Source organism: Mesorhizobium sp. EU05-FHT14A09 (assembly GCF_058790995.1).
This window is the reverse complement of record NZ_JBYTDF010000001.1, coordinates 89635-115988: the sequence shown is the minus strand read 5'-3', so window position 1 is coordinate 115988 and position 26354 is coordinate 89635. Positions and strand designations below refer to the sequence as shown.

25 protein-coding genes are annotated in these 26354 nt (G+C 64.3%); 10 read left to right on the top strand and 15 right to left on the bottom strand.

Going from position 1 to position 26354, the window contains the following annotated elements; all coding sequences use genetic code 11:
- Positions 1 to 187: 187 nt before the first annotated feature.
- The 8 genes from ccoS to ccoN form a co-directional block, all read right to left on the bottom strand.
- Positions 188 to 343 (bottom strand): cbb3-type cytochrome oxidase assembly protein CcoS, encoded by a 156-nt coding sequence (gene ccoS / locus AC3WTO_RS00510; protein WP_492458725.1) that lies wholly within the window; start codon positions 341 to 343, stop codon positions 188 to 190.
- Entirely contained in the window at positions 340 to 2610 is a 2271-nt protein-coding gene (locus tag AC3WTO_RS00505) for a cation-translocating P-type ATPase (RefSeq protein WP_492458724.1), read from the bottom strand. The genes ccoS and AC3WTO_RS00505 overlap by 4 nt, the downstream gene beginning before the upstream one ends.
- Entirely contained in the window at positions 2607 to 3104 is a 498-nt protein-coding gene (locus AC3WTO_RS00500) for a FixH family protein (protein ID WP_492458723.1), read from the bottom strand. The genes AC3WTO_RS00505 and AC3WTO_RS00500 overlap by 4 nt, the downstream gene beginning before the upstream one ends.
- Positions 3101 to 4660, bottom strand: coding sequence for a cytochrome c oxidase accessory protein CcoG (ccoG, locus tag AC3WTO_RS00495; protein WP_492458722.1), 1560 nt, complete (start codon positions 4658 to 4660; stop codon positions 3101 to 3103). The genes AC3WTO_RS00500 and ccoG overlap by 4 nt, the downstream gene beginning before the upstream one ends.
- Positions 4661 to 4803: 143 nt before the next feature.
- On the bottom strand, positions 4804 to 5667 hold the full coding sequence (ccoP, locus tag AC3WTO_RS00490) for a cytochrome-c oxidase, cbb3-type subunit III (RefSeq protein ID WP_492458721.1): 864 nt from the start codon (positions 5665 to 5667) through the stop codon (positions 4804 to 4806).
- Positions 5664 to 5822 carry a cbb3-type cytochrome c oxidase subunit 3 gene (locus AC3WTO_RS00485; protein ID WP_129410980.1) on the bottom strand — a complete coding sequence of 53 codons (159 nt, stop codon included), beginning with the start codon at positions 5820 to 5822 and terminating at the stop codon, positions 5664 to 5666. Before AC3WTO_RS00485 ends, ccoP begins: the two co-directional genes overlap by 4 nt.
- A 12-nt stretch (positions 5823 to 5834) precedes the next feature.
- The gene (gene ccoO, locus AC3WTO_RS00480; RefSeq protein ID WP_492458720.1) at positions 5835 to 6566 is read right to left on the bottom strand and encodes a cytochrome-c oxidase, cbb3-type subunit II; all 732 of its coding nucleotides are present in this window, start codon (positions 6564 to 6566) and stop codon (positions 5835 to 5837) included.
- Positions 6567 to 6576: 10 nt separating this feature from the next.
- Positions 6577 to 8187 carry a cytochrome-c oxidase, cbb3-type subunit I gene (ccoN, locus tag AC3WTO_RS00475; RefSeq protein WP_492458719.1) on the bottom strand — a complete coding sequence of 537 codons (1611 nt, stop codon included), beginning with the start codon at positions 8185 to 8187 and terminating at the stop codon, positions 6577 to 6579.
- Between the two features lie 189 nt (positions 8188 to 8376).
- Between ccoN and AC3WTO_RS00470 the strand changes: the two genes are divergently transcribed.
- Positions 8377 to 8844 (top strand): hemerythrin domain-containing protein, encoded by a 468-nt coding sequence (locus AC3WTO_RS00470; protein ID WP_492458718.1) that lies wholly within the window; start codon positions 8377 to 8379, stop codon positions 8842 to 8844.
- 16 nt (positions 8845 to 8860) lie between these two features.
- Here AC3WTO_RS00470 and AC3WTO_RS00465 read toward each other — a convergent pair whose 3' ends face one another.
- Positions 8861 to 9589, bottom strand: a complete 729-nt coding sequence (locus AC3WTO_RS00465) for a Crp/Fnr family transcriptional regulator (protein WP_492458717.1) — start codon at positions 9587 to 9589, stop codon at positions 8861 to 8863.
- A 163-nt stretch (positions 9590 to 9752) separates the two neighbouring features.
- Between AC3WTO_RS00465 and hemN the strand changes: the two genes are divergently transcribed.
- The 3 genes from hemN (at position 9753) to AC3WTO_RS00450 (ending at position 12691) form a co-directional block, all read left to right on the top strand.
- Positions 9753 to 11099, top strand: coding sequence for an oxygen-independent coproporphyrinogen III oxidase (hemN, locus tag AC3WTO_RS00460; protein WP_492460001.1), 1347 nt, complete (start codon positions 9753 to 9755; stop codon positions 11097 to 11099).
- Positions 11100 to 11166: 67 nt separating this feature from the next.
- Entirely contained in the window at positions 11167 to 11694 is a 528-nt protein-coding gene (locus AC3WTO_RS00455; RefSeq protein ID WP_492458716.1) for a DedA family protein, read from the top strand.
- A gap of 124 nt (positions 11695 to 11818) precedes the next feature.
- Complete coding sequence (locus AC3WTO_RS00450; protein ID WP_492458715.1) at positions 11819 to 12691, top strand: undecaprenyl-diphosphate phosphatase; 873 nt, start codon at positions 11819 to 11821, stop codon at positions 12689 to 12691.
- A 15-nt stretch (positions 12692 to 12706) separates the two neighbouring features.
- On the opposite strand, the gene AC3WTO_RS00445 is transcribed toward AC3WTO_RS00450, so the two are convergent.
- From AC3WTO_RS00445 to AC3WTO_RS00430, 4 genes are all read right to left on the bottom strand, one after another.
- Positions 12707 to 14017 (bottom strand): ABC transporter ATP-binding protein, encoded by a 1311-nt coding sequence (locus AC3WTO_RS00445; RefSeq protein WP_492458714.1) that lies wholly within the window; start codon positions 14015 to 14017, stop codon positions 12707 to 12709.
- A gap of 23 nt (positions 14018 to 14040) precedes the next feature.
- A complete protein-coding gene (locus AC3WTO_RS00440; RefSeq protein ID WP_492458713.1) occupies positions 14041 to 15780 on the bottom strand; it encodes an ABC transporter permease in 1740 nt (579 codons plus the stop codon).
- 321 nt (positions 15781 to 16101) lie between these two features.
- On the bottom strand, positions 16102 to 17265 hold the full coding sequence (locus AC3WTO_RS00435; RefSeq protein WP_492458712.1) for a M20 aminoacylase family protein: 1164 nt from the start codon (positions 17263 to 17265) through the stop codon (positions 16102 to 16104).
- Positions 17262 to 18467 (bottom strand): diaminopropionate ammonia-lyase, encoded by a 1206-nt coding sequence (locus AC3WTO_RS00430; protein ID WP_492458711.1) that lies wholly within the window; start codon positions 18465 to 18467, stop codon positions 17262 to 17264. The genes AC3WTO_RS00435 and AC3WTO_RS00430 overlap by 4 nt, the downstream gene beginning before the upstream one ends.
- Positions 18468 to 18668: 201 nt before the next feature.
- Between AC3WTO_RS00430 and AC3WTO_RS00425 the strand changes: the two genes are divergently transcribed.
- The 4 genes from AC3WTO_RS00425 (at position 18669) to tolA (ending at position 21981) form a co-directional block, all read left to right on the top strand.
- The gene (locus AC3WTO_RS00425) at positions 18669 to 19163 is read left to right on the top strand and encodes an Lrp/AsnC family transcriptional regulator (RefSeq protein WP_492460000.1); all 495 of its coding nucleotides are present in this window, start codon (positions 18669 to 18671) and stop codon (positions 19161 to 19163) included.
- A 319-nt stretch (positions 19164 to 19482) separates the two neighbouring features.
- Positions 19483 to 20589: a tonB-system energizer ExbB gene (gene exbB, locus AC3WTO_RS00420; RefSeq protein ID WP_492459999.1), complete on the top strand. Its 1107-nt coding sequence runs from the start codon at positions 19483 to 19485 to the stop codon at positions 20587 to 20589.
- Positions 20590 to 20599: 10 nt separating this feature from the next.
- The gene (exbD, locus tag AC3WTO_RS00415) at positions 20600 to 21055 is read left to right on the top strand and encodes a TonB system transport protein ExbD (protein ID WP_492458710.1); all 456 of its coding nucleotides are present in this window, start codon (positions 20600 to 20602) and stop codon (positions 21053 to 21055) included.
- Positions 21052 to 21981, top strand: coding sequence for a cell envelope integrity protein TolA (gene tolA, locus AC3WTO_RS00410; protein WP_492458709.1), 930 nt, complete (start codon positions 21052 to 21054; stop codon positions 21979 to 21981). Before exbD ends, tolA begins: the two co-directional genes overlap by 4 nt.
- A gap of 83 nt (positions 21982 to 22064) precedes the next feature.
- Here the strand turns inward: tolA and AC3WTO_RS00405 are convergent, their stop codons facing one another.
- On the bottom strand, positions 22065 to 23276 hold the full coding sequence (locus AC3WTO_RS00405) for an MFS transporter (protein ID WP_492458708.1): 1212 nt from the start codon (positions 23274 to 23276) through the stop codon (positions 22065 to 22067).
- Positions 23277 to 23351: 75 nt separating this feature from the next.
- Here AC3WTO_RS00405 and AC3WTO_RS00400 point away from each other — a divergent pair, with 75 nt between their 5' ends.
- Positions 23352 to 24341, top strand: coding sequence for an AraC family transcriptional regulator (locus AC3WTO_RS00400; RefSeq protein WP_492458707.1), 990 nt, complete (start codon positions 23352 to 23354; stop codon positions 24339 to 24341).
- A 16-nt stretch (positions 24342 to 24357) separates the two neighbouring features.
- Here the strand turns inward: AC3WTO_RS00400 and AC3WTO_RS00395 are convergent, their stop codons facing one another.
- Complete coding sequence (locus AC3WTO_RS00395; RefSeq protein WP_492459998.1) at positions 24358 to 25269, bottom strand: sugar-binding transcriptional regulator; 912 nt, start codon at positions 25267 to 25269, stop codon at positions 24358 to 24360.
- 260 nt (positions 25270 to 25529) lie between these two features.
- On the opposite strand from AC3WTO_RS00395, the gene AC3WTO_RS00390 reads away from it, so the two are divergent.
- A complete protein-coding gene (locus AC3WTO_RS00390; protein ID WP_492458706.1) occupies positions 25530 to 26321 on the top strand; it encodes a hypothetical protein in 792 nt (263 codons plus the stop codon).
- Positions 26322 to 26354 lie beyond the last annotated feature (33 nt).

Sequence of the window (26354 nt, the reverse complement as noted above, 5' to 3'; positions counted from 1 at the left end):
CCCTCTTGGCTGGTCCTTAAGGGTGGCAATGACATCGGTAAAATCAAAGGAACGACCGACCCTTTGACACTGGAACGCGAAAAATCCCGCGTGCCGAGCCCCGCGATCGGCGCGATTTTTTGCTAACCCTACAAAATTCGTAGACTAAAGAGGCGCGGCGTGTATGGCGCTGGGAAGACCGATGGCGTCATGCCTGATCGGCGCGCTCATCGTCGATGAGGATGCGCGCGGCACTGCCGTCGAGATCCTCATACTGGCCACTGCGCAACGCCCACAGGAAGGCGATGAGGCCAGCCCCACCAAGCAAAAGCGCTACCGGGATCAGGACGACGAGATTGCTCATTGCGCCGGCCGTCCGATCAAGCCGATCGGCGCTGCTGTGTCCATCACGGCTTCCTTACCGGAAGCCCTCGAGCCGCTGGCCAGGCGCATGGCATTGGCGATGACGATGATCGAGGACAGCGACATGGCGATCGCGGCGATCAGCGGCGTGACATAACCGAAGATGGCGATCGGCACCGCGACGAAATTGTAGGCGATGGCGAAGCCCAGGTTCTGCCGGATCAGCCGGCCCGCCTTGCGAGAGATCTCCAGCGCGAAGGGGATCACGGCAAGGCTCTCACGCAAGAAGACGAAATCCGCAGCGTTGCGACCGATATCGGCGGCGGTCGCCGGCGCCATCGAGACATGGGCGGCAGCCAGCGCTGGCGCATCGTTCAAACCATCACCAACCATGAGAACCCTGCCGCCACTGTCGGCAAACGCAGCGATGCGCGCGACCTTTTCGCCCGGCAGCATGCCAGAACGGTAAGCATCAATGCCGAGCTGCCTGGCTATGGGTCTGGCATTGGCGTCGTGGTCGCCGGTCAGCATCTCCACTGTCAGGCCTAGCGCTGCCAGCTTCGCCACGGTTTCGGCCGCACAGGCGCGCAGCCTGTCCTCGCAGACGAAGCTGGCGCGCAGGACACCGTCGCGGGTCAGAACGGTGCCGGTCGCCTCGCTGCAATCCTTCAGTGCCCATTGCGCCCGACCGAGCCGCCAGACCGAACCGTTCATCGACGTCTCCAGTCCGAAACCGGGCACTTCGCTGACCGCTTCCAGAAGATCAGGTTGGAACGATATGCCCGGACAGGCATCCGCGATGGCACGCGCGACGGGATGCCTGGAATGCGCCGCCAGTTGTGCAGCCACAGCCATGTCGACGGATGCGATCCGGTCGCCATTCACCAGCCTGAGCGCACCGAGCGTCAGCGTGCCGGTCTTGTCGAACACCACCGTGTCGATTTCGGCGAGCCGTTCCATAGCCGAGCCATCCTTGACCATGATGCCGCGTTCGAAGAGGCGGCGCGCGGCCACCACCTGCACGATCGGCACGGCGAGGCCGAGCGCACAGGGACAGGTGATGATGAGCACGGCAATGGCGATGGTGATCGCCTGGTGCCAATCGCCCGAAACGACCAGCCAACCGATGAAGGTGAGCAGCGCGGTCAGGTGCACGACGGGCGCATAGAGCGCGGATGCCCGGTCGGCGATGCGCCGGTAGAGCGCCCGGCCACCTTCCGCCGCCTCCATCAGCCGCACCATCTCGGCCAGGAAGGAATCCTGTGCCGTGGCGGTCGCCCGAACCGTCAGCGCACCGGTGAGGTTCAGTGTGCCGGCCTGGAGCACTGCGCCGCGGTCTACCGCCTCCGGCTCGCTTTCGCCGTTGACCAGGGATTGATCGACTTCGGAGGCACCCTGCATGACAAGGGCATCGACCGGCACGCGCTCGCCCGGAGCGACGAGGATCACGTCGCCTTTGGCGATCTCCTCGACCGGCATATAGCTCAGCGAACCATCGCCGGCGACAACCGTCGCACCCCGCGCGGCCAACCGCCTCAGACCACTCACCGCCGTGCGCGCCTTCTCGCGCATGACGTGGTCGAGCGTGCGACCGATCAGCAGGAAGAACAGCAGCGACACCGACGCGTCGAAATAGGCATGCGGGCCATGGTTGATCGTCTCGTAGAGGCTGAGGCCATAAGCCAGCGTGATGCCGACGGCGATCGGCACATCCATGTTCATGCGGCCATGGCTGAGCGCATTCCAGGCCGAGCGGAAATAGATGCGCCCGGCAAAGACCAGGGCCGGAATGGCGATCAGTGCCGAGACCCAGTGGAACAGGTCGCGCGTGGCGTCCGTCGCGCCGGACCACACGGAGACAGACAGCAGCATGATGTTGGTAGCGGCGAAACCGGCTATGGCGACGGCGCGGACCAGTTCGGCCAGCACCGGGTCCTTGCCGGTGTCGTCTACGCGATCGAACAGATGCGCCTCGTAACCAAGCCCGGAAAGTGTCGCGAACAGTGGCGGAAGTTCTCCTTCGCGCAGCCGCACGGAGACGCGTTTGGTCGACAGGTTCACGCGTGCACCTGCCACGCCCGGCAATTTCTGCAAGGCGGTCTCGACGGTGCGGATGCAGGCAGCGCAATGCACGCCGGGGACAGCGAAGTCGACCTGCGAAAGCCCTCCGCCGAGCGGACGGCTGGCAAGCCTGATCTCGTCGACGGATGGGGCGCCGGCTTGATCGAGGTCGAGCGCGGATTCGATACCCGGTGCACAGCAACTCATTGGATTGCTCCGCCACGCACAAAGACACGCTGCACCTGCCGGTACGGCGAGCCGCGCCCGATATCGGCATCGACCTCGATGATCCAGGCACCGTCGCGCACCGCCTGCCTGACGCTGAAAGCCCCGCCCGGCTCCGGCGCAAGTTCGACCGTGCGGTCCTCGGCATCATAGGCCGGATGCCGGAGCGTTACCTTCACGCCGGCGGGGAAGACGGGCTTGCCGGCGGCATCGACCAGCGCATAGCGGATCACGCCATCGGCGACCGTCAACTTGCCTCGCCAATGCAGCGCCGCCTGCGCGCGTCCCTCCTCCGCCTTCCTGTTGAACTGCTGGCTGGCGACATAGCTGTTCTGCACCACAAGACCGGTCCAGCTCGACCGCGCAAGCGTGGCCATCGTCATGTTGACGGCGATGATGACACCGAAGAACGTGAGGGTGATGATCAGCATGTGGCGGCCGGTGAACTCACCGGTGGGGCGATGGCGTGTGCTCATCTCGATGCCTCCGGGGCGATGAAATTGGCGTCATAGCTGGCGGTCTCGGCGCCACCGGCGTCCCTGGCGACGAAGCGGAAGGCCGTGCTGCCGGGGCGCACCAGATCGCGCGGCTGCCGCACATAGATCTTGAGCGATTTCAGCCGGTCCGGCTCGACCTCGACGGCGAGGGTTTCGCCTTCCGCCTGCCCAGCGCCGACCGCGTTCATGGCGCTCCCTTGCAACCCCTCCAGCGTGATCCGGATGGTGCGTGGCTCGGGGATCATGTTGAGCAGCTTGACGGTGTAGCCATTGCGGATGGCGCCATCCGCCAGCACTACGAACTGCGGATTGCGATCGTGCAGGACGTTGAGCTGCAACCGTTCGCGCGTCAGCAGGGCATAAAGCATGGCAAGGCCGATCAAGGCCCACACGGCGGTGTAGACGAAGGTGCGCGGCCTGAAGATCTTGCCAAGATGAAACTGGGCCACCCTGTCCGAGAGGCGCCCGCCCGGCTGCCTGACCAGGACCGGCTCGATCGCATGGGCGCCGTTGCCCGTGGCCAGCGCCATGTTGGCGTTGTAGTCGTTCAGGGTCGCATAGGCGATCAGCCCGCGCTCCTTGCCAATCTTGTCCATGACGCCGTCGCAGGCGTCGATACAGAGCGCGCAGGTGATGCATTCGAGCTGCTGGCCGTCGCGGATATCGATGCCCATCGGGCAGACCGCGACGCAGGCGTTGCAGTCGACGCAATCGCCGACGCTCTCGCCGGCAGCAAGCGCCTTTTTCGCATGGCGCGAACGCGGTTCGCCACGCCAGTCGTTGTAGGTGACGGTGAGCGAATTCTCATCGAGCATCGCAGCCTGGATACGCGGCCACGGGCACATGTAGGTACAGACCTGCTCGCGCATCAGCCCGCCGAAAATATAGGTCGTGGCGGTCAACACCGCGATGGTCATGTAGGCAACGGCCGCGGCCTGGCCGGTCAGCACTTCGCCGAGCAGCATCGGCGCATCGGCGAAATAGAAGATCCAGGCGCCGCCGGTGGCGACGGCGATCAGCAGCCAGATGGCGTGCTTGGCAAAACGCTTGACGATCTTGCCGGCCGACCAGGGAGCCCCGTCCAGCTTGATACGGGCATTGCGGTCACCCTCGACGGCACGTTCGACCACGAGGAAGAGATCGACCCAGACGGTCTGCGGGCAGGTATAGCCACACCAGGCGCGGCCGACCGTCGACGTGATCAGGAACAGGCCGATGCCCGCCATCACCAGCAGGCCGGCGACGAAGAAGAATTCCTGCGGCCAGATCTCAATGAAGAAGAAATAGAAACGGCGGCTGGCGAGATCGACGAGCACGGCCTGGTCGGGCGCATAGGGACCACGGTCCCAGCGCAGCCAGGGCGTCAGGTAGTAGATGCCCAGCGTGATCGCCATGACGATCCACTTGAAGCGGCGGAACTGACCGGAGGCACGCTTGGGAAAGATCTTCCTGCGCGCCGCATAAAGAGGCTGGCGGATCCTGGCGGAATTGACCGCCTCCGCTTCCAGCCTTTCGACCTCTCCAACATCAAGCATCACGCATTCCCACGCTTCTCACCCTGCATGCGCCTGGCTGGGCGGATTTGCCTTGACCGAGATCAAGCGGTCGATGTGCTGTCGGGACCCGCCTTTCGACGGGTCCCGTCGCCGGGCCCCAGGGGAACAGATTTAGGCGGACCCTATTCCCCTCCCCCCAGCGAATGCACATAGACGGCCAGTTCCTTGACCTTGATGTCGCCCAGCCTTGCGCCCCAGGCCGGCATGACGCCGTTCTTGGGTGCCCTCACCTGCTGGGCGATGGCGCGTTCACCGGACCCATAGAGCCAGATCGCATCGGTCAGGTCCGGCGCGCCAAGGTCGCGGTTGCCCTTGGCATTGGCGCCATGGCAGGCGGCGCAGTTGTCGGCGAAGACCTTGGCGCCGGGCTCGACTTTCGCAGGATCGCTGACCGGCCCCGACAGGCTCGCCACATAGGCGCTGACATCGCCGATCTGACCGGCATTGAGCATTTCGGCGAAGGCAGGCATTTCGGAGGTGCGGGTGTCGGGATCGTCGGCGAAGCGGATGCCGTGGGTGATGGTCTTGTGGATCTGGTCGGCCGAGCCGCCCCACAGCCATTCGTCGTCGTTGAGGTTGGGAAAGCCTAGCGACCCTTGCGCGCCCGAACCATGGCACTGCACGCAATTCACGCGGAAGGTCGCCGCGCCGGCAGCGGTGGCGAAGTCGCGCAGGCTGCTGTCGGCTTCGATCTCATCCACCGACTTCGCCTTGATCGCGGCGATGTACTTTTCCTGGGCAGCACTGGCGGCCGCCAGTTCCTGTTTGACCTCGCCGCGGCTCGAATAAGCGAGCACGCCGCTGGTGGCGGATGTCAGAAGCGGCCATGCCGGATAGGCGACGGTGTAGCCGATCGCCCAGATGACCGTCGCGTAGAACGTCCACAGCCACCAGCGCGGCATTGGGTTGTCGAGTTCGCGGATGCCGTCCCATTCATGTCCGGTGGTCGAAACGCCGGAAACCTCATCGATGTGTTTTTCGGTCATGGCTTGTCGTCCTCGAACGGTATCCTGGCTGCCGCATCGGCATGCTTCCTGCTGCCGGGGCGAAGGGTGAAGAGCACCACGCCGACAAAGAAGACGGTCATGCCGAGCAGCCCCCAGCTGTCGGCGAAGTGGCGCATGGCGGTGTAGGTTTCCATCTCGCGCCTCCGTCAGCGGTAGCCGGCGGCTTCGTCATAGGTCGAGAAATCGACCAGCGTGCCGAGCATCTGCAGATAGGCGACCAGCGCGTCCATCTCCGTCACCTTCTGCGGGTTGCCATCGAAGTCGCCTGTTTTGGCTTTCGGATAGCGCTTCGACAGAGCGGAGGTGTCGGCATTGGGATTGGCCTGCGCGACAAGGTCGGCTTCCGCGTTGTCGATCATCTCCTGGGTGTAAGGGACACCGACATCGACATTGGCGACGAGCTGCGTGGAGAAGCCCTTGGGCGACAGCGGCACGTCCTTCAGGAAGGCGTAGCGCGGCATGATCGATTCCGGCACCACCGAACGCGGATCACTGAGATGCTGGACATGCCATTCGTTGGAATAGCGGTCGCCGACGCGCGCGAGGTCGGGCCCGGTGCGCTTCGATCCCCACTGGAACGGATGGTCGTACATGGACTCCGCCGCCAGGCTGTAGTGGCCGTAGCGCTCGACTTCGTCGCGGAAAGGCCGGATCATCTGGCTGTGGCAGAGATAGCAGCCTTCGCGGATGTAGATGTTGCGGCCCGCCAGCTCCAGCGGCGAATAGGGCCGCATGCCTTCCACCTTCTCGATGGTGTTCTCGAGATAGAACAGCGGCGCGATCTCGACGATGCCGCCGATGGTGACGACCAGGAACGAGCCGACGAGCAGCAGCGTCGCGTTGCGCTCGATGAGCGCGTGTTTGTCCATCAAAGCCATGTGAGAACTCCTATGCGGCCGGCTGCAGGGCGGGCGTCGTACCGGTGGTCGGCACTTCCTCGCGCTGGTGGCCGCGAATGGTCATGAAGATGTTCCAGGCCATGATCACCACGCCGGAGAGGTAGAGCGCACCGCCAAAGGCGCGCATGACGTAGTAGGGATGCATGGCGGCGACGGACTCGGCGAAGGAATAGATCAGGAAGCCCTGCTCATCGTATTCACGCCACATCAGGCCCTGCATGATGCCCGACACCCACATGGAGGCGGCGTAGATGACAATGCCGAGTGTCGCCAGCCAGAAGTGCCAGTTGACCATGCGCACCGAGTAAAGGCGCTCGCGGTTCCACAGGCGCGGCACCATGAAGTAGACCGCTCCGAACGAGATCAGGCCGTTCCAGCCGAGCGCGCCGGAATGCACGTGGCCGATGGTCCAGTCGGTGTAGTGGGACAGTGAGTTGACGGCCTTGATCGACATCATCGGCCCCTCGAAGGTGGCCATGCCGTAGAAGGCCACCGCCGTCACCATCATGCGGACGATCGGGTCGGTGCGCAGCTTGTCCCAGGCGCCGGAGAGCGTCATCAGGCCGTTGATCATGCCGCCCCAGGACGGCATCCACAGCATGATCGAGAACACCATGCCCAGCGTCTGCGCCCAGTCGGGCAGCGCGGTGTAGTGCAGGTGATGCGGCCCGGCCCAGATGTACATGAAGATCAGGGACCAGAAGTGGATGATCGACAGCCGGTAGGAATAGACCGGCCGGTTCACCTGCTTGGGGATGAAATAATACATCATGCCGAGGAAGCCGGCGGTGAGGAAGAAGCCGACCGCGTTGTGGCCATACCACCATTGCGTCAGCGCATCCTGCACGCCGGAGAACAGCGAATAGCTCTTCGATCCGAGGAAAGAGGCCGGCACCGCGAGGTTGTTGACCACATGCAGCATCGCGATGGTGACGATGAAGGACAGATAGAACCAGTTGGCGACGTAGATATGCGGTTCCTTGCGCTTCAGGATCGTGCCGAGGAAGACCGCCAGATAGGCGACCCAGACGACGGTCAGGAACAGGTCGATGTACCATTCCGGCTCGGCATATTCACGGCTCTGGGTGATGCCGAGAAGATAGCCGGTGGCGGCCATGACGATGAAGAGTTGGTAGCCCCAGAACACGTACCAGGCGAGATTGCCACCGAAGAGGCGCGCACGGCAGGTGCGCTGCACGACATAGAAGGAGGTCGCGATCAGCGCGTTGCCGCCAAAGGCGAAGATGACCGCCGAGGTGTGCAGCGGCCGCATGCGGCCGAAGTTGAACCAGGGCTCCAGGTTGAGGTCCGGAAAGGCCAGCTGCAGCGCGATGACGACGCCGACCAGCAGCCCGACCAGCGCCCAGAATACGGTCGCGACGGCGCCATAGCGGATGGGTCCGTCCATATAGGCGGATTGATCCACCGGCGGTTCCGGCTCGAAACTGACGTTGCGCAGCAGCACGATGGTGCCGATGGCCAGAACGGCGAACAGCACCCACATATGCGCGCGGAACGGAGCATCGGCGGCGAAGCCGGCGCCGAGCAGCGCCAGGAACGTCGCCAGGCTCATCCAGGCAATTTCGGCTCCATATCTCATCGAGCGATCCCTCGGCTTGTCCAGCATCGAGACCACATCCCCATGCGGTCTTTCCTGCCCCGTTTCCGACAAAGCGAAGGCGTCCGCCTTGATCCAGGTCAAAGCCTCGACGGTCGCTCCTTGCCAGTCTTGACGGCTGGACAAGGGGTGCGGAGGGCGTCTGTGCGAGGTGAACGACAGGTAAGGACCATGGCGGCCGGCGAGCCACCACGCTCGGGGGCAGCCATGCGGGAAGAGGTAAGACGCCCGGCGCTGGTCATGCAGCGTGTCCATGAAAACAAGCTCGCGCTCTGCGCGGCGCTGGAGGCAGTGGCCGATGCTTTGCCGGATGGCGTGTGCCGGGCCGAATGCCTGCGCATAGCCAGCCTGCTGGTACCGCTGCTGCGGCAGGCGCACGCTTATGAGAATGATGTGATCTTTCCGGCCTTCGCTGCGGCTTCAGCCGACGCCGACCTGACCATTCATCGACTTCGCGTCGAACATGTCGAGGACGAGAGTTTTGCCGACGAAGTGACCGAGATCCTGCTGGCCGTCGGTCACGGCGAACCGATCGCCAATGCCGAAGCGATGGGCTTCATGCTGCGGGGACTGTTCGAAACGCTGCGGCGTCACATCGCCTTCGAACGGGAGCATGTGCTACCGGCTATCCTGGGCTAGAAAACGCCAACCGCCCTCAGTGCCCGGCGCGGGCCTCCAGCCTTTCACGCCGCGCCACGGTGACGTGGCGGTTGTTCTCGATGCTGATGACACCATCGGCGCGTAGCTTGGTGAACTGCCGCGAGACCGTCTCGATGGTGAGGCCGAGGAAATCGGCGATGTCGGCGCGCGTCAGTGGCAGGTCGAAGGTTACCTTTTCCTCGCCTTCGCCCAAGGTCGGGTCGATGTGATTGGCGATCAGCAGCAGGAAGCTCGCGACCTTCTCCGCCGCCGTCTTGCGGCCAAGCGTCAGCATCCAGTCACGCGCCTCGTCGAGTTCCTTCAGCGTCTGGCGCAGCAACCGGTTTTCGAGCTCCGGGCTCTGCTTCATCATCCGCTCGATGGCAGCCTTGGGAAAGCTGCACAGCGACACGTTCGTCGCAGCCTCGGCATTGACGGCGCTTTCGCTCTTGAACGGGCGTCCCAGAAAATCGGGCGCGAACTGCAGGCCGACGATCTGCTGGCGGCCATCGGACAAGGTCTTGGTGAGTTTGACGACACCAGCCAGCACGTTGGAGTAATGATCTACCGTCTCCATGTCGCCGACCAGTTCCGCACCCGGCTCGATGCTCTGCTTGGAAGAGGACTTCGCCAGCGCCACAAGCTGCTCGGAATCGAGCGCGCCGCAGACACCACGATGGCGCGCCTCGCATGCCTGGCAGAGAACCGGAATCCCTGCGTTATGAACATCCTGTCGCAGGTTCATGCCAATCGCGCCCCCGCGTTGCTAACCCTTTCCTTCTACCCCGTCCGGCCCAGGAAATCCCGCGTCAGTTTGTCTCCGGCGCGATTTGACCTGGATCAAGAGCCCGATCCGGCGCGCGGTTCATGATCGCGGTCAGGAGAAATCGATGATCTCGAGGGCTGCCATGCAGGACATTTTCCTCAATCGTTATTCGGCCCCGGTGCCGCGCTACACCAGCTATCCGACGGCGCCGCATTTTCATCCGGCCGTCACGGCACAGACCTATCGCGACTGGCTGACGGCATTGCCTGCCAGCAGCACGCTGTCCCTCTACGCCCATGTTCCTTATTGCGACCGGCTGTGCTGGTTCTGCGCCTGCCACACGAAACAGACGCTCTCCTATGCGCCGGTCCGGCGCTATGTCGATGCCTTGCGACGGGAAATCAGGACAGTCGGCGCCTTGCTCGATGGCTCATGCGAAGTGAGCGCACTGCATTTCGGTGGCGGTTCGCCGACATTGCTCAGCCCGCACGACATGATCCTGGTGGACACAGCGCTGCGCACGGCATTCCGGTTCCATGCCGACGCCGAAATCAGCGTCGAGATCGACCCCAACGACATGGACGATGGGCGTTTCGATGCCCTGGCGGCAATCGGCATGACCAGGGCCAGCCTCGGCGTGCAGGACTTCGACGAAACCGTGCAGCGCGCGATCAACCGCGAGCAGAGTTTCGAACAGACCCGCTGGGTGGTCGAGAGCGTCAGGGCGCGCGAGGTCTCTTCGGTCAATCTCGATGTGCTTTACGGCCTGCCTTATCAGACGGTGACCACCGTCGCGCGCACCGTCGAACAGGTACTCTCTTTGCGTCCCGACCGCATCGCGCTGTTTGGCTACGCGCATGTGCCATGGTTCAAGAAGCACCAGAAGATGATCGACGAAGCTGCCTTGCCCGGCGCCGCCGAGCGGCTGGCGCAATCGCAGCTGGCGGCGGAAATGATCGCCGGCGCCGGCTATGTGGCAATCGGACTGGACCATTTCGCCTGGCCGGACGACAGCATGGCACGGGCATTGACGGACGGCTCCCTCAAACGCAACTTCCAGGGCTATACGGTCGACAGCGCCGATGCGCTGATCGGGCTGGGCGCGTCCTCGATCGGGCGACTGCCGCAAGGCTATGTCCAGAACATGCCGGCGACCGGCGAATACCAGAAGCTGGTGGAAAAAGGCGAACTGGCGACGGTGCGCGGCATCACCCTGACGCAGCAGGATCGCGCACGCGGCTGGGTGATCGAGCGGCTGATGTGCGATTCTGCATTCTCGCAAGCCGAGCTTCTGGTGCGGTTCGGCGAGGCCGCCGGACCCGTCCTGCGCGATGCCTATATCCTTGCCGTCGACCCGTCGAGCGGCCTGGTTGCCTATGGCGGCACGTTCAGTGTCGCCGAGCAGGCCAAGCCTTTCGTGCGCTCCATCGCGGCGCATTTCGACAGTTATCTTGCGACAGGTGCTGCCCGCCATTCGGCGGCGGTGTGACAAGCTGATCCAGCGCGCCGGACGGAAACGGGTTTCGAAAGCCGGCGACTTCGTCTAGGGCCTGAGCATGGATTTTCAGGCACTGACCCAAACCGCCGTCGATTTTGTCCGGGCCAACCAGGGATGGGGTTTCCTGGTCGTCATGGCGCTCGCGTTCGGCGAATCCCTCGCCTTCATCTCCCTGCTGGTGCCGGCGACCGTCATCCTGCTCGGTATTGGTTTCCTCATCGGCGAGAGCGGCATTTCGTTCTGGCCATTGTGGGCGGCAGCGGCGATCGGCGCCTTCTTCGGCGACTGGCTCTCGTTCTGGATCGGCCAGAAGCTGAAGCACGACGTGGTGCGCTATTGGCCGTTGTCGCGCAATCCGGGCCTGCTGGAGCGCGGCCACCGCTTCTTCGAACGCTGGGGCTTGCTCGGCGTCTTCATCGGACGCTTCTCCGGACCGCTGCGTGCGTCGATGCCACTGGTGGCCGGCATCTGCGAGATGTCGCCTCTAGCCTTCCAGCTTGCCAATGTGACGTCGGCAATGCTGTGGGCAGCCGGCATCCTCGCACCCGGCGCTTTCGGTCTCAAATGGGCACAGGGCTGGATCTGACGCTCGACCACATCGATCACGCAAAGTTCATCCACGCGTGACTTAATCCCGCCAGCCTGGTTCGCGAGAGAGGAGACGGAGTGGCCGCGATGATCTCGCGACCTCGGGGATGAGAGGGACAGTCATGGCAAACGCATGTTCGGAAGGCGTTGACATCGGCTTCGCGACGCTTGGCTATGCAAAGGTCGCGGTGCTCGGCGTGGTACAGGGCATCACCGAATTGCTGCCGATCTCGTCTACCGCACATATGCGCATCGTACCGGCCCTGCTCGGCTGGCAGGATCCAGGCTCCGCGTTCTCCGCAGCCATGCAGTTGGCAGCGCTGGCGGCAGTGATCAGCTATTTCTGGCGTGATGTGACCGGCCTTGTCGGCGGCTCGGTGACGGCCCTGCGTACCGGCAACTTTGCCAGCCCAACCTGGCGCCTGGCCATCGGTATCGTGCTGGCAACCATTCCCATCGTGATCGGTGGCCTGTTGTTGTCACCGCTGCTCAACCGCTGCGACTCGCCCCTGCGCGGCATCGTGGTGATCGGCTGCTCGATGGTAGCATTGGCCGTGCTGCTCGGTGTCGCCGAGCGGATGGCAAAGCATCGCCGGACGGTGGAGGAAATGCGCCTGCGTGACGCGCTGATCGTCGGCGTCGCCCAGGTTGGTGCCCTGATCCCTGGCATCTCGCGGTCCGGTTCGACGCTCACGGCGGCGCTGTTTCGCGACCTCAAGCGCGAAGAGGCCGCGCGCTTCTCCTTCCTGATCGGCATTCCGGCGATCGCACTTGCCGGCCTGCACGAGATCTGGGTGCTCCACAAGGCGCACATCCCGTCCGAAGCCTGGCACGTCCTGATCTTCGGTCTCGTTATCGCCAGCCTTTCAGCCTTTGCGGCAATCTGGGGGCTGATGCGTTTCCTGGAGCGCTTTTCGACCTGGCCATTTGTCTTCTACCGCGCCGCCATCGGCATCCTGCTGCTGGTCGGCGCAGCCGTTGGCTGGCTGGCATGATCCAGGCAGTCTCGCCTATTGCGGGTTCTCCAGGCTGAACAACTCGCTGTGTTCGTCATAAGCGAACAGCTCGGCGTAGCGCGCCCATGAAATCACCGTCTTGAGCGTTTCGTCGGCATAGTCCTCGGTCATGTAGTCTTCCAGCTCATTGCGGAAGCGCGCTACGGGCGCAACGTGGGACGGACGCTCGTCGAGCACCCTGCGGATCAGGCCGATCAGCGGCACATAGGCCGAGATGTGCTCGGCAAACAGCCGCTTGCGATCGTCCGTTTCCATATGGGCAAAGCGCTTGCCGGCATCCGTCAGTTCGATATCACCTTCGCTGAGCTGGGCCAGGCGCAGCAGTTGCAGCGTCTCGCCGAGATGGAAGATCTCGTCCGCCTCCATCTGCAAGGCACCCGCCAGCACAGGCAGGTCGGCACGCCCATCATAGGGGGCAGCGGCCAGCGCCTCGATCAGACCGGCGAGCACGTTGGTCGAGACATGGGTCAACACCATGCCGATGCCAGCGCCGGGGATACCTTCCTTGGAAAGAGCCTTGGGTTCGGCGCGCTGCGTCATGATGGCATAGATGGAATCGACCAGTTGCCGGAAGACTGGATCGAGGCGGTTGCGCGGGTGCGGGAGGTCGACCTTCAGTTCGCGCGCGACGCGACCCGGATTTGAGGAGAATACGAGGATACGGTCGCACATCAGCACCGCCTCCTCGATGTTGTGGGTGACGATCAGCACCGACTTGATCGGCAGGCGACCTTCTACCCAGAGATCGATCATGTCGGTGCGCAGCGTCTCGGCGGTCAGCACGTCGAGCGCCGAGAACGGTTCGTCCATCAACAGCAGGTCGGGATGCACCACCAGTCCACGTGCGAAGCCAACGCGCTGGCGCATGCCGCCCGACAGCTCCTTCGGGAAAGCGTTCTCGAAACCGTCGAGGCCGATCAGGTCGATAGCCGCCAGCGCGCGCGAGCGGCGTTCGGCGCGATCGACCCCTTGCGCCTCCAGGCCAAGTTCGACGTTCTGCAGAACGGTGAGCCACGGAAACAGCGCGAAGGACTGGAACACCATAGCGACGCCCGATGGCGGCCCCTGGATTTCCGAGCCCCGGCACTCGGCGACGCCGGACGACGGCGCAACCAGACCGGCGATGATGCGCAGCAGCGTCGACTTGCCGGAGCCCGAGCGACCGAGCAGACCGACCAGCTCGCCCTCGCGAATGGTCAGGTCGACATTTTCCAGCACCGTCACGTCCTTGCCGCTGCCCTTCGGAAAGGATCGCGAGACCTGGCGGATATCGATGAGCGGCTTCCTGATGACTTGATCGAGCATTGCAGGGCTCCCGATGGAATGGTTCACGCAAGACGCAGCCGGCGCTCGCCAAAGGCATAGAGCGGGCGCCAGACCAGACGGTTGAAGAGAGTGACGAAGAGGCACATGACGACGATGCCGAGCACGACGCGCGGAAAATCACCGGCGGACGTCGCCTTGGAGATGTAGGCGCCAAGGCCGCGCGCGGTAAGCTGTTCGTTGCCCCAGCTCGCCACTTCGGCAACGATCGAGGCGTTCCACGAGCCACCCGACGCGGTGATCGCACCAGTGATGTAGTACGGAAAGATGCCGGGCAGGATCACCTTGAACCACCAGCGCCAGCCCGCGATGTGGAAGCTGCGCGCCGCTTCCTTGAGGTCGCTCGGGAAAGCCGAGGCACCGGCGATGACGTTGAACAGGATGTACCACTGCGTGCCCAGGATCATCAGCGGAGAGAGCCAGACGTTCGGGTTGAGATCGTAGTGGGCGATCAGCACCACGAACACCGGGAAAGCGATGTTGGCGGGAAAGGCGGCCAGGAACTGCACCAATGGCTGCACCTTCTCGGCAAGCTTCGGGCGCAGGCCGATCCAGACTCCCACCGGCACCCACAGCAGTGTCGCCAGCGCCATCAGCACGATGACGCGCGCCAGCGTGATGAAGGCGTCGGTGAGCACGGTGGCGACGTCGAGCCAGCCGACAGTGGTCCTGAGATAGGCAATGCTGATATAGGCGCCATAGGCGGCGCCCAGCGCGATGAGCCCGATCCAGAGCCCGTCAGCCAGGCGTGAACGCGCCGCGCCGTTTCCAAGCTCGGCGCTCCCGAAAGCCGGCATTGCAGGCAGGCGAAGGGTCCATACCGTCCGCGCCAGCCAGGCAAGCGGCGTGACGAGGACACGCACCAGCCGGGAGCGGCGGAGCAGGTCGAGCATCCAGGACTGCGGCGCATCCGCCGATGCCGTCGTCTCGAAGCGGAACTTGTCGGCCCAGGCCACCAGCGGGCGAAACAGCAACTGGTCATAGAGGATGATCACCACCAGCATGGTGATGACGGCATAGACGATCGCCGCGATGTTCTGCTGCTGGATGGCCAGCGCCACATAGGAGCCGACGCCCGGCAGGGTCACGGTGGTGTTGCCGACGGTGATCGCCTCCGACGCGACCACGAAGAACCATCCGCCCGACATCGACATCATGGCGTTCCAGACCAGACCGGGCATGGCGAAGGGCACGTCGAGCCGCCAGAAGCGCTGCCAGCCGGTCAAATGGAAGCTGCGGGTCGCTTCCACCAGGTCGGCCGGCGCATTGCGCATCGACTGGTACATGGAAAAGGTCATGTTCCAGGCCTGGCTGGTGAAGATGGCGAACACCGAGGCCAGCTCCGCCCCCAGCACCGAGCCGGGGAACAGATTGAGGAAGAAGGTGACGGTGAAGGTGAGGAAGCCGAGGATCGGCACCGACTGGAGGATGTCCAGCATCGGCACCAGCACCATCTCGGCACGCCGGCTTTTCGCGGCGGCGGCGGCATAGATGAAGGTGAAGATGGTGGACAGCACGATCGCCAGCAGCATGCGCAGCGTGGTGCGCAGCGCATAAACCGGCAGATTGGCGGGATCGAGCGAAAGCGGGGTCGCGTCGAGCGCCGACAGTGGCTCGGTGGTGACTTCCGCGCCATAGGCAATCAGCACGATCGCGCCGACAACCAGCAGGAGCGCCATGATATCCCACGCGCTCGGCAGCACCGAGCGCCGGATGGCCAGCGGAACGTATTTCTGGACCGGCATGACGCACCCCCGTCAGCAAGGGGAAATGGATGATTGTGAGCGAAGGCTCCGTCTCATCGACGCAGCTTTCGCGCAAGTCCTATTTTCAGGCGTGTGTCGGCATTGTGACGGCGGTTTCCAGCCAAGGCTGAAAAACGAACACAAAACCGTGAACAGCCGAAAAAGCGAAGGGCAAGCAGGCAGTTGGTTCTCTTTGGCAGGCTGCAAGTGTGCTGGACGTTCAGCTTGGCTTCCCGCTCCAACCATGGCGATACAAGGCATGTCGCGCTTTCTGGCAACCATACTCCGCAGACGCGCCAGGAAGAGACGGCTCGTCGGCCTTCAAGACACTTTACGCTCCGGCAGACGGCGCCGGGTGATGGCGACGTGGAAGTTCGAGCCGTGCAGCAGGCCGGCATCGTTGAAGTCGAAGGTCGGATTGTGCAGGGGCGCGGAGTTCTCGCCATTGCCGACGAAGACAAAACAGCCCGGGACATGGTCGAGGAACCGGGCGAAGTCTTCCGAACCGGTCATCGGCTCCCGCGCGGTCGCCACCGCCTGCGGTTCGAAGACGGTGGCGGCTGCGGCAAAAGCCTCTTCAACCAGCGCCGCGTCATTCACCAGCGGCACGAATTCGCGCGTGTAGATCACCTCGGCGCCGACATTATGGGCGAGTGCGGTGCCCTCGGCGATGATGCGCATCTGCCGCTCGATCTCGGCGCTGACCTCCGGCCGGAAGCTGCGGGCATCGCCGAGAATCCGGGCAAGGCCGGGCAGTGCGTTGCGCGTGCCGTCGGTGATCAGCTCGGTGACAGAAACGACGCCGATATCAGTCGGGCTGAGGCGGCGCGACACGATGGTCTGCAAATTGGTGACGAGCGCGCAGGCGGCGACCAGCACCTCATTGCCCCAATGCGGCCTGGCGGCATGGCCGCCGACTCCCTTGAGCACGATCTCGAAATTGTCCTCGGCCGACATGAACGAGCCGGCACGCGTCTCGAAATGGCCGACCGGCAGCCCGGGCATGTTGTGCAGGCCGTAGATCTCCTCGAACGGAAAATGCGTCATCAGTCCGTCGTCGAGCATGGCGAGTGCGCCCTTGCCCCATTCTTCGGCTGGCTGGAAGATGAAACGAACGGTGCCATCGAACCCACCCTCCTCGGCCAGTCGCCTGGCTGCACCAAGCAGCATGACGGTGTGGCCGTCATGGCCGCAGGCATGCATGACACCCGGATTCTGTGACCGATGGTCGGCGCTTCCCTGTTCACTGATGCGCAAGGCATCCATATCGGCACGCAACGCAATGGCGCGATTGCTCGAGCCGCGCTTCAGCGTGCCGACGACGCCGGTGCCGCCGACACCTTCGGCGACATCGAGACCGAATTCGCGCAGCTTCGCGGCAACGAAGGCCGCGGTGCGCGTTTCCTCGAAACCGAACTCCGGATGGGCGTGCAGATCGCGCCGCCACGCCGTCATGTCGCGTTCCAGCAGAGCTGTGTCGGTCATGCGGAAACTCCCTCGCGGTTGGCGACCATGGCCGGGCTGGCGCCGACGAGCAGTTCGTAGAGACCTGGATCGGTCGCGCCTTCGGTGTTGACGAGAAGGATGCGGGACGCAGCGTCGAGACGCAGCGCCGCCTTCAGTTCGGGATCAGCCAGCGCGCGGGTCAGCCCGGCGAGGCCGACACAACCGCTTTCACCGGACACGATCGCCGGATCCCGCCCCGCCGGCCGCGCCAGGCGCCGCATGGCCGCGATGGCGTCGTCTTCCTCAACGGCCATGAAGGCATCGGCGGCACGCGACAGCACGCGCCAGGCGACCAGCGAAGGCTCATAACATTCCAGCATCGCCATCACGGTCGGTTCGCCATGCTCGATCCTGGCGACACGACCGGCATGGGCGGTTGCCAGGATGCAGGCGGCGCGAGCCGGCTCGACCACGACGAAGTTCGGACGGCTTTCGCCAAGTGTGTCGGCGAAGTGCCCGGCCAGCGCGGCAGCGATGCCGCCGACGCCGGCCTGCACGAAGACATGGGTCGGCGGCCTGTCGAGCTGGTTCAACGCTTCGTGCGCTATGGCGGTGTAGCCCTGCATGACCAGGCCTGGAACGCGCTCGTAGCCCGGCCATGACGTATCCGACACGATCGACCAGCCTTCGCGCTCGGCAACGCGTGCGGCCTCGGCCACCGTCTCGTCATAGGTGCCGTGGATGCGCACGATCTCAGCACCGAAGCGGGCGATCGCGGCGACGCGGTCGTCGCTGACACCAGCATGGACGAAGACAACGGACTTCGCGCCGACAAGCTGCGCCCCTTGCGCGACCGAGCGGCCGTGATTGCCGTCGGTGGCGCAGGCAAAGGTCTTCCTCGCGGCCAGCGCCCGTACGCTCGGGCGACCAAGATCGGCAAAACCGAGGTCACAGTCGAAATGAAGCGCCGCTTCTTCCAGCACCAGCCGGATCACCGCATAGGAACCACCGAGCGCCTTGAAGCTGCCGAGGCCGAGGCGCTGACCTTCGTCCTTCACATGGATCGCGCCGACACCCAGCGCATCCGCCAGCGCCGGCAAGGCCAGCAGCGGCGTGGCGCCTGCATTGTCGCGAAATTCGAGGAAACGCCCCACCGCGCTCGTGGCTGAAGCGCCGAGCATCTCGGCATCGACCGGAAGCAAAGGGGTGTTGTGGTCGGGATTGCTGTTGAGCAGGAACATTGTGGCTCTCTCCAGAGCAAATCCAGGAAAAGGGCGCAGCGGCTTTCCGTCCGGAATTGCGTAAAACAAAGAGGTAGAGCGTTTCCGCATTTCCGCGAAAAAACGGAAACACTCCGGGTTTCCGTGAAGATGTATTGCATCAGAAGCGCAAATTGCGCTGTATTCTACCCGGACTCGCGCAAGTTTGTTTCATGGAGCATGATGGTGGCGAAACCGGCAGTCGAGCTCGACAGTTTCGATCTGGCGATCCTCGCCATCCTGCAGAAAGACAACGCAACGCCGCAGCGGCTGATCGGCGAGGCAGTGAACCTTTCCGCGCCGGCAGTGCAGCGGCGCATCCGGCGCCTCGAAGAGGCCGGAGTGGTCGCAGCCAATGTCGCCATCGTCGATCCCGCCAAGGTCGGGCAGGCCATCACCATCTTCGTCGAGGTGGAGGTGGTCAGCGAGACCGCCGAACTGCTCGACGTGGCCAAGCGGGAGTTCTCGGCAGCGCCGGAAGTGCAGCAATGCTATTATGTGACCGGCGAAGCGGATTTCATCCTGATCGTCATCGTACCGAGCATGGCCGACTATGAAGCGCTGACGCGCCGCCTGTTCTTCTCCAACAACAACGTCAAGAAATTCCGCACCTTCGTTGCCATGGACCGCGTCAAGGTCGGGCTCACCGTGCCGTTGACGCCGTCCGGCGCGGCTTAATACCAAAGTCCTGGATGTCGACACATCCAGGACGCCTCAATCGCCGGCGCGGCCCATCCGGGCCGCTTGGCTTACGCGCCAATGGGCGCGGCGCGCGGTCGCGCGCTCCAACGGTCATTCGATATGACCGTTGGTGCTGGTCCGGGTCGTGCGAATTGCCTGGGCAAAAGATATGCAAAGTGAAGTCGCAAATTCTTGATAATCATACTCAACAATGTTAGGTCGCTCTCGCTCGTATGAGCCGAGACCTGAGTGGATCATCACCAACCGCCGGATCGTCTCGGCTCCGTAAAGTGGAGACGAGACCTTGCAAGACGATATGCGCCTCACTGTCGCGACGCGGACAGGCCGGAAGACCTCATTTGGCCAGGTGCTGCGCACCGTGGCGCTCGCGGGCATCATCGCGGTGAACGTCGCCCCTGCGCTGGCGCAACAGGCGATCGAGAACAACGCGCCGAGCGTGGTGCCCGCCGGTGAAAGCACGGCTGCGCCAAACACGAATTCGGCGCAGGGTGGAGCGATGGCTCCGGCTCCCGCGGCTCAGCCCGCTCCGGCGATGCAACCCGCGCCTGCTATGTCGGCGCAGCCTGCCCCGGCAGCGCAGCCCGCACCCACCGAATTGGCCCCGGCGCCCGGCGCTGAACCAGCATCGACCGCCAAGGCGACCCTACCGCACAATTTGTCCCCCTGGGGCATGTTCATGAGCGCGGACTGGGTGGTGAAAGGCGTGATGATCGGCCTGGCCTTCGCCTCGCTGGTGACCTGGACGGTGTGGCTTGCCAAATCGCTGGAGATCGCAGGTTCCAAGGCACGCCTTGCCAAGGCCCTGCGCGGCATCACCGGCGCACGCCGGCTCGAAGACGCGACACAGGCACTCGGCAAGGGTGCCGGCATCGGCGGCGTGCTGGTGCGCGCAGCGACCGAAGAACTGGAAATGTCGCGCCAGGACGATGGTAGCTACGATGCCGCCGGCGTCAAGGAGCGTGTGGAATCGCGGCTGATGCGTCTGCAGGCGCAGGCCGGCCGCCGGCTCAGCCGCGGCACCGGCGTGCTCGCCACGATCGGCTCGACCGCGCCGTTTGTCGGCCTGTTCGGCACGGTCTGGGGTATCATGAACTCCTTCATCGGCATTTCCGAAGCGCAGACCACCAATCTTGCCGTCGTCGCTCCGGGCATCGCCGAAGCGCTGCTGGCAACCGCCGTCGGCCTGATCGCCGCGATCCCGGCGGTGGTGATCTACAATGTCTTCGCCCGCTCCATCACCGGCTATCGCCAGGGCCTGGCTGACGCCGCGGCCGGCGTGCAGCGCCTGGTCAGCCGCGATCTCGATCGTGTCGGGCCGGCTCATGCCACGGCGCGCCCGCACGTCGCGGCACCGGCTGGCAGGCCGGCGAACGGCCATCAGGCTCCATCGGTAGCCCTCTAGGAGAAGCGCGATGGCCGGCGGCATCAAGCAATCGTTCGACGACGAGGAACTCCAGGAAAACCACGAGATCAACGTGACGCCGTTCATCGACGTCATGCTCGTCCTGCTCATCATCTTCATGGTCGCCGCACCGCTGGCGACCGTCGACATCAATGTCGACCTGCCCGCTTCCACGGCGACGCCCTCCCCCAAGCCTGAAGAGCCGCTTTACGTCACGCTGAAGGACGACCTCACCCTGGCCATAGGCCAGAACACCGTCGATCGCCCTGCTTTCCAGCAGCAGCTGGACACCATTGCCAAGGGCGACAAGCAGAAGCGCATCTTCCTGCGCGCCGACCGCGGCGTCGCCTATGGCGAGTTGATGGAGGTGATGAACCTGATGCGCGGTGTGGGCTACCTCAAGGTTGCGCTGGTCGGGCTGGAAACGCTCCCGACAGCGACGCCCGCTCCGGGGGCGGCGCAGTGACAGCGGCGGCGGCACATGGCGGCCTGCTCGGCGGCATGAACCGCCGCGAGCTGGCGTTGTGGTCGGGTGCTGCGCTGATCGTGGCATCGATCCATGCCGGCGGCGGCTGGTATCTGGGCAGCAGGGGTGCCGAAGTCTCCCCGCCGCCCTCGGCACCGCCTGCCGTCATGCTCGAGCTGCCACCCATGGTCATCAATGCCGATCCGGTAGCGGTCGATGCGGCTGACCCGATCGACAGCGTGGCCTCGCCGACACCGCAGCAAATCACGGAACAGATCGACCCTGTCGAACAGGTCGAAAAACCGGTCGAAGAGGTGACGGAACCGGAGCCGGAGGCCGAGACGGCGCCTGAAGTCGCCGAAGAAGTCATACCGGACCTCGTCGAAGCACCCTTGCCGGAAGTGGCAGTGGCTATCCCCGAACCACGCCCCGAGATCGAGAAGCCGAAGCCGGTGGTGAAGCCGGTGCGCGAAAAGAAACCGGTCGAGAAGAAGAAGCCCGAGCCGGTCAAAGAGGCAAAGGCCGAAAAGCCGGAGAAGGTCGAGAAGAAGACGCCTGCCAATTCGGTCGCCCAGCAGAAAGCGGCCAAGGCTGGCGTCAACAGCAAGGTCAATGGCGGGGGCAGCGGCAGCGCAGGCAGCTCGGTGTCGCCGCAGAAATGGAATTCGCAGGTCGTTGCCCATATCAGGCGCTATATGCGGTCGGTGCCGAACATGCGTCGGGGTGGCGTTGCCTATGTCGCCTTCTCCGTCAATTCCAGCGGCGCCGTGGTATCCGCCTCGCTGGTTCGCGCGTCCGGTGAGAAGGCGATCGATGATGCGGCCCTGTCGCTGGTGCGACGCGCATCACCTGTTCCCGCACCACCGGATTCGGTCCCAGCCTCCGGACGCAACCTGCTCATTCCGGTGGAATTGCGAGCGCGCTGACGCAAAAGCTCTCCAACAAACGCGAACGGCGCGGGCTGATGCCCGCGCCGTTTTCATTTCATCTACGAAATGCCAACCGGCACTCAGGCCTTTCCGGTCTTCGGCCCAATCACGAACGCCGTCAGCGCCCCCAGCAACGTCGCGATGCCGGCATATGCAAAGGCGCTGGAGACGCCGATGTGGTCGACCAGCAGGCCGCCGATGACGGCACCTGCTGCAATCGCCACCTGGAAAGCGGTGACCATGAGGCCGCCGGCGCTTTCAGCCTGGTCGGGCGCAGCACGCAGCATCCAGGTCTGCACCGACACCGGGATGGCGCCGAAGGCGAAGCCCCAGGTGGTGACGGCGACGGCGGAGGTCAGCGGCGAGGCGCCGAAGGCCAGCAGCACCAGCGTCGAGATCGCGATCAGAAGCGGCGTCATGCCCAAGGCAAGCTTCAGGCTGCGCTCCACCACGAAGCCACCGACGAGATTGCCGACGAAACCACCGATGCCGAAGGCAAGCAGCACCAGAGAGATGTTTTCGACATTCAGGACCGGAACCTGTTCGAGGAAGGCGCGGACATAGGTGAAGCCCGCGAAATGGCCCGACGCAATGAACAGGATGAACAGCAGGCCGACGGCGATGGCCGGACGCTTGGCGACATCCACCAGCGTGCGCAGGCTGGCGATGCCGGACGGCGGCAGGCTCGGAAGCGTGGCGACCTGCGCCAGCAATGTCACGGCGCCGACAATGGCCGCGATGAGGAAGGCGGTACGCCAGCCCCAGACATCACCGACATAGGCGCCGACTGGCGCGGCGCAGACCGTCGCCACCGAGACGCCGCCCAGGATGATCGACATCGCCCGCGGCAGCAGCCGCACAGGCACCAGCCTCATGGTCATGGCGCCCGACATCGCCCAGAAACCACCGAGCGCGACGCCAAGCACGACACGCGCCGCCAGCAGCATGCCGAGGGAGGAGGCAAATGCCGCGATCAGGCTGGAGATGATGAGCAGGAAGGTCAGCACCCACATGAGGATCTTGCGGTCGAGGCGGCGGGTGATGATCGCCATGGTGGGCGCAGCGATGGCGCCGACGATGGCCGTGGCGGTCACGGCCTGGCCGGCGGCGCCTTCACTGACGCCAAGGTCGTGCGCCATCGGCGTCAGCAGGCTGGCGGGGAGAAACTCCGCCGTCACGAGACCGAACACACCGAGCGCCAGCGAGACGACGGCTCCCCAGGCCGGATCGGCGCGTTCCTCGGCAGAGGACAATACGGGCGCGTCCAGCGCCGCTGTCGCGGGGTCGGTCATGGTCAGTCTCCGAATTGGTTTGCAGTGCAACAGATGGAGGTGACCGCCTGGAGTTTCCATGTTAGAAACACCAATATGCTTGACCGTTCGTCCAAAAATTCATCGCCATTCCCGACCGGAGATCCGCTGACCGACATCCTGCGCGGCCTTCGCCTTGACGGCGTGCAGTACGGCCGCTGCGAAATGAAGGAGCCCTGGGGCCTGGAGTTCCCGGCGCAGGATGCCGCCCGCTTCTACTTCGTCGGCCAGAAGCCATGCTGGATGCGCATGCCCAATGGCGACTGGTTCGAGATGAAAGCCGGCGATGCGGTGCTGGTGCCACGCGGCGCGCCGCACGCGCTGGCGAGTTCGCCCGAAGTGCCGACCACGCAGTTCAAGGGCTACGAGGTCACCGAAATCTGCAAGAACGTCTATTGCATGAGGACGGAGCCCGAGACGGAAAACTGCGCACCGGGCACGCTGCTGTTCTGCGGTACCATGTATTTCAACCTCGACAGGCTGCACCCGCTGCTCGGCATGATGCCGGATGTCATGCGCACGCATGGCCTGGAAGAATACGAGCCAAGCATACCGCATCTGCTGGAGGCGATGGCGCGCGAGATCAACATGGAGCGCGTCGGTTCCGCCGGCATCGTCGCCCGGCTGGCCGATGTGCTGGCTGCCTCGATCATCCGCTCATGGGTCGAGCGTGGCTGCGGCAATTCAAAAGGCTGGATCGCGGCGGTGCGCGACCGCGAGCTCGGCAAGGTGCTGGCGGCGATCCATCTCGAGCCGAACCGTGATTGGAGCGTCGAGACGCTGGCGCGCAGCATGGGCGCCTCGCGCTCAGGCTTTGCCGAACGCTTCGCTTCGACCGTCGGCGAGACGCCCGCCAAATATGTCACGCAGGTGCGCATGCATCAGGCCAGGCAGTGGCTGACGCATGACCGCATGAAGATCGCGGTCGTCGCCAACCGGCTCGGCTATGAATCCGAAGCCGCCTTCAGCCGTGCCTTCAAGCGGGTGATCGGCGCACCACCAAGCCATTTCCGCGGCGAGGATTACATAGAAATTCCGAACATCTGACAGCTTTCCATGGCTGTCAGCCGGCGGCGCTGCCCTGCGCCTCCAGCATCCGCCGTGCGCTTTCTTCGTCGGTGATCAGCACCGTCGGCTTGACGAGATGCATGGCGCCGAGCAGCGCCTCGATCTTTTCCTGCCCACCCGAGGTGAGAATGCGAAGAGGCGCGCGGCGCAGGCGGTCGACTTCCACCGACATCACGCGGTCGTTCACCGGATGCTCGACGAGATCGCCGTTGCGGTTGAAGAAGTGGAACAGAAGGTCGCCGACGGCACCGCGCGCGACAAGCGCTTCGCGGTCCGCCTCCTTCAGGAAGCCGCCGCGATAGAAAGTCGTCGCCGACGCGATGCCACCGATCGAAAGCAAGACGGCGTCCAATGCGTCGGCCATCTCGAAGATTTCTTCCAGCCCGCAGCGCTCCACCAGCGCCACCTTGGTCTCGGCGCTGTCGACCACGGCCGGCGCCGGAATGAGATAGCCGTCGCCCTGGAAGACCTGGGCAAAGCGCCAGGCGAATTCCGCCGGGTTGTAGCGCCGCGCCACGCCGACGCCGCCAAGCAGCGAGATCACCTTGAAATCGTTCAGCGACTTGGCGCCGATGAAAGGCAAGGTCGAAAACAGCGTGCGGCCCCAGCCGACGCCGACGCGCATGCCCGAACGCATGGCTTCCGAAAGATATGCGCCCGTCTTGGCGGCAATGCTGGGGATCGGATCCGACTCCGCACTGGAGAGCGGGGCGACGAGCGCCTGTTCAAGACCGAAGGTCCGCTCCAGGGCCCGTTCCAGCCGCACGATCTCGGACAGTTCGCTTTCGATGGCGATCTTCACCTCATTGCGGGCGCGGGCCTCGGCCAGCATGCGCACGACGGTGACACGGCCGACGCCGAGAACGTCGGCGATCTCGTTCTGGGTCATCTGTTCGATGAAATACATCCAGGCGGCGCGGATGCGCAGGCGATCGGCCTTGCTCTCGGCCGCAACCGTACCGTTCTCACCGGTTCCGCCCTCCGCCGTCCCCGCCTGCCGCTGCGGCTTTCTTGCCACTGCATCCCTCCCCGTAAGCACTGCGAACGAACCGTTCCCCGATTCGTCATACGGCCACTATCGCCTTTTGGCCGGTCCTGCACGATATAAACAATTGGCTGCCACGGCCATGCCGCCTATACCGGCTGATCAGAAGCAGAGAACAGACAATGCTGCGTGAAATCTCCGAAGAGGTCCGCGTCAACCTGAAGGACCGGCTGCGCGACGTGCGCCACGTCATCCGCCGTCACAGGCATGACGGCCAGTTGGCACGGCATGGCGCAGAGACAGCGCGTCCGTCTTTTCCGATCCGCGAGATCGAGGGGCTGCTCAGCCATGCCGCCAGCGCCTTCGACGACATGATGTCGGTAGCCGAAACGCTGGTGCCGCGCGAGCGCAGCGGCCGCATGAACGGGCTGACGCCGAAGCCGCTCGGTGTTTACTTTACCTATGGCGATGCGGCGCTGGCCGGCGAACGCGCGTTCCGGCGCGACATGTATGCGCTGGTCAAGGCCGTGCTTGCCGAGCGGAAGGCGGACAGCGTTCGGGTGCGCGAAGCCAATTTCACCGGCGTGCACGCAGCGGTCGAGCGACAACATGCCGAACTCCTCGACAGGCTGAGCCGCGAAAGCGACTGGGCCGGCCGCGTCGCACTGGTTGCGGCATTGAGCGCGGCCCTTCTCGTGGAATTCCTCCACCATGACCCGCTGCGACCAGCCGAGACACCATCGGCTGGCATCGCCCCGGGCCGCACATTTGCGGTTTCCTGCCTGGCGCCGGTCGCGCTCGCGGTCGGGCTTGCCAGCGTCGACACCAGCACGAAGCCCGAACCCGACCTGCTCGAGATCGCCCTGCTCGCCACGGATGCCAGATTCGACCGCATCCTGGCGGCCTGCAACGGCAACGATCCGCTGGACGAGCTGACGACGGTGTTCGCCACGCTGCAGGCACATCTGCTGTAAAACGCCGAGCGTCCGCCCGGACGCTCGAACGTT

Bases quoted from the DNA above. Each gene is read 5' to 3' on its own strand.
- AC3WTO_RS00505 (WP_492458724.1), bottom strand. From the start codon at position 2,610: ATGAGTTGCTGTGCACCGGGTATCGAATCCGCGCTCGACCTCGATCAA.
- exbB (WP_492459999.1), top strand. From the start codon at position 19,483: ATGCGCCTCACTGTCGCGACGCGGACAGGCCGGAAGACCTCATTTGGC.
- AC3WTO_RS00405 (WP_492458708.1), bottom strand. From the start codon at position 23,276: ATGACCGACCCCGCGACAGCGGCGCTGGACGCGCCCGTATTGTCCTCT.
- AC3WTO_RS00390 (WP_492458706.1), top strand. From the start codon at position 25,530: ATGCTGCGTGAAATCTCCGAAGAGGTCCGCGTCAACCTGAAGGACCGG.
- AC3WTO_RS00450 (WP_492458715.1), top strand. From the start codon at position 11,819: ATGGCAAACGCATGTTCGGAAGGCGTTGACATCGGCTTCGCGACGCTT.
- ccoO (WP_492458720.1), bottom strand. From the start codon at position 6,566: ATGGCTTTGATGGACAAACACGCGCTCATCGAGCGCAACGCGACGCTG.
- AC3WTO_RS00500 (WP_492458723.1), bottom strand. From the start codon at position 3,104: ATGAGCACACGCCATCGCCCCACCGGTGAGTTCACCGGCCGCCACATG.
- AC3WTO_RS00440 (WP_492458713.1), bottom strand. From the start codon at position 15,780: ATGCCGGTCCAGAAATACGTTCCGCTGGCCATCCGGCGCTCGGTGCTG.
- ccoG (WP_492458722.1), bottom strand. From the start codon at position 4,660: ATGCTTGATGTTGGAGAGGTCGAAAGGCTGGAAGCGGAGGCGGTCAAT.
- AC3WTO_RS00400 (WP_492458707.1), top strand. From the start codon at position 23,352: ATGCTTGACCGTTCGTCCAAAAATTCATCGCCATTCCCGACCGGAGAT.
- AC3WTO_RS00485 (WP_129410980.1), bottom strand. From the start codon at position 5,822: ATGGAAACCTACACCGCCATGCGCCACTTCGCCGACAGCTGGGGGCTG.
- AC3WTO_RS00430 (WP_492458711.1), bottom strand. From the start codon at position 18,467: ATGTTCCTGCTCAACAGCAATCCCGACCACAACACCCCTTTGCTTCCG.
- AC3WTO_RS00435 (WP_492458712.1), bottom strand. From the start codon at position 17,265: ATGACCGACACAGCTCTGCTGGAACGCGACATGACGGCGTGGCGGCGC.
- AC3WTO_RS00425 (WP_492460000.1), top strand. From the start codon at position 18,669: ATGGTGGCGAAACCGGCAGTCGAGCTCGACAGTTTCGATCTGGCGATC.
- exbD (WP_492458710.1), top strand. From the start codon at position 20,600: ATGGCCGGCGGCATCAAGCAATCGTTCGACGACGAGGAACTCCAGGAA.
- ccoP (WP_492458721.1), bottom strand. From the start codon at position 5,667: ATGACCGAAAAACACATCGATGAGGTTTCCGGCGTTTCGACCACCGGA.
- AC3WTO_RS00470 (WP_492458718.1), top strand. From the start codon at position 8,377: ATGGCGGCCGGCGAGCCACCACGCTCGGGGGCAGCCATGCGGGAAGAG.
- AC3WTO_RS00465 (WP_492458717.1), bottom strand. From the start codon at position 9,589: ATGAACCTGCGACAGGATGTTCATAACGCAGGGATTCCGGTTCTCTGC.
- ccoN (WP_492458719.1), bottom strand. From the start codon at position 8,187: ATGAGATATGGAGCCGAAATTGCCTGGATGAGCCTGGCGACGTTCCTG.
- hemN (WP_492460001.1), top strand. From the start codon at position 9,753: ATGCAGGACATTTTCCTCAATCGTTATTCGGCCCCGGTGCCGCGCTAC.
- AC3WTO_RS00395 (WP_492459998.1), bottom strand. From the start codon at position 25,269: ATGTATTTCATCGAACAGATGACCCAGAACGAGATCGCCGACGTTCTC.
- AC3WTO_RS00445 (WP_492458714.1), bottom strand. From the start codon at position 14,017: ATGCTCGATCAAGTCATCAGGAAGCCGCTCATCGATATCCGCCAGGTC.
- AC3WTO_RS00455 (WP_492458716.1), top strand. From the start codon at position 11,167: ATGGATTTTCAGGCACTGACCCAAACCGCCGTCGATTTTGTCCGGGCC.
- ccoS (WP_492458725.1), bottom strand. From the start codon at position 343: ATGAGCAATCTCGTCGTCCTGATCCCGGTAGCGCTTTTGCTTGGTGGG.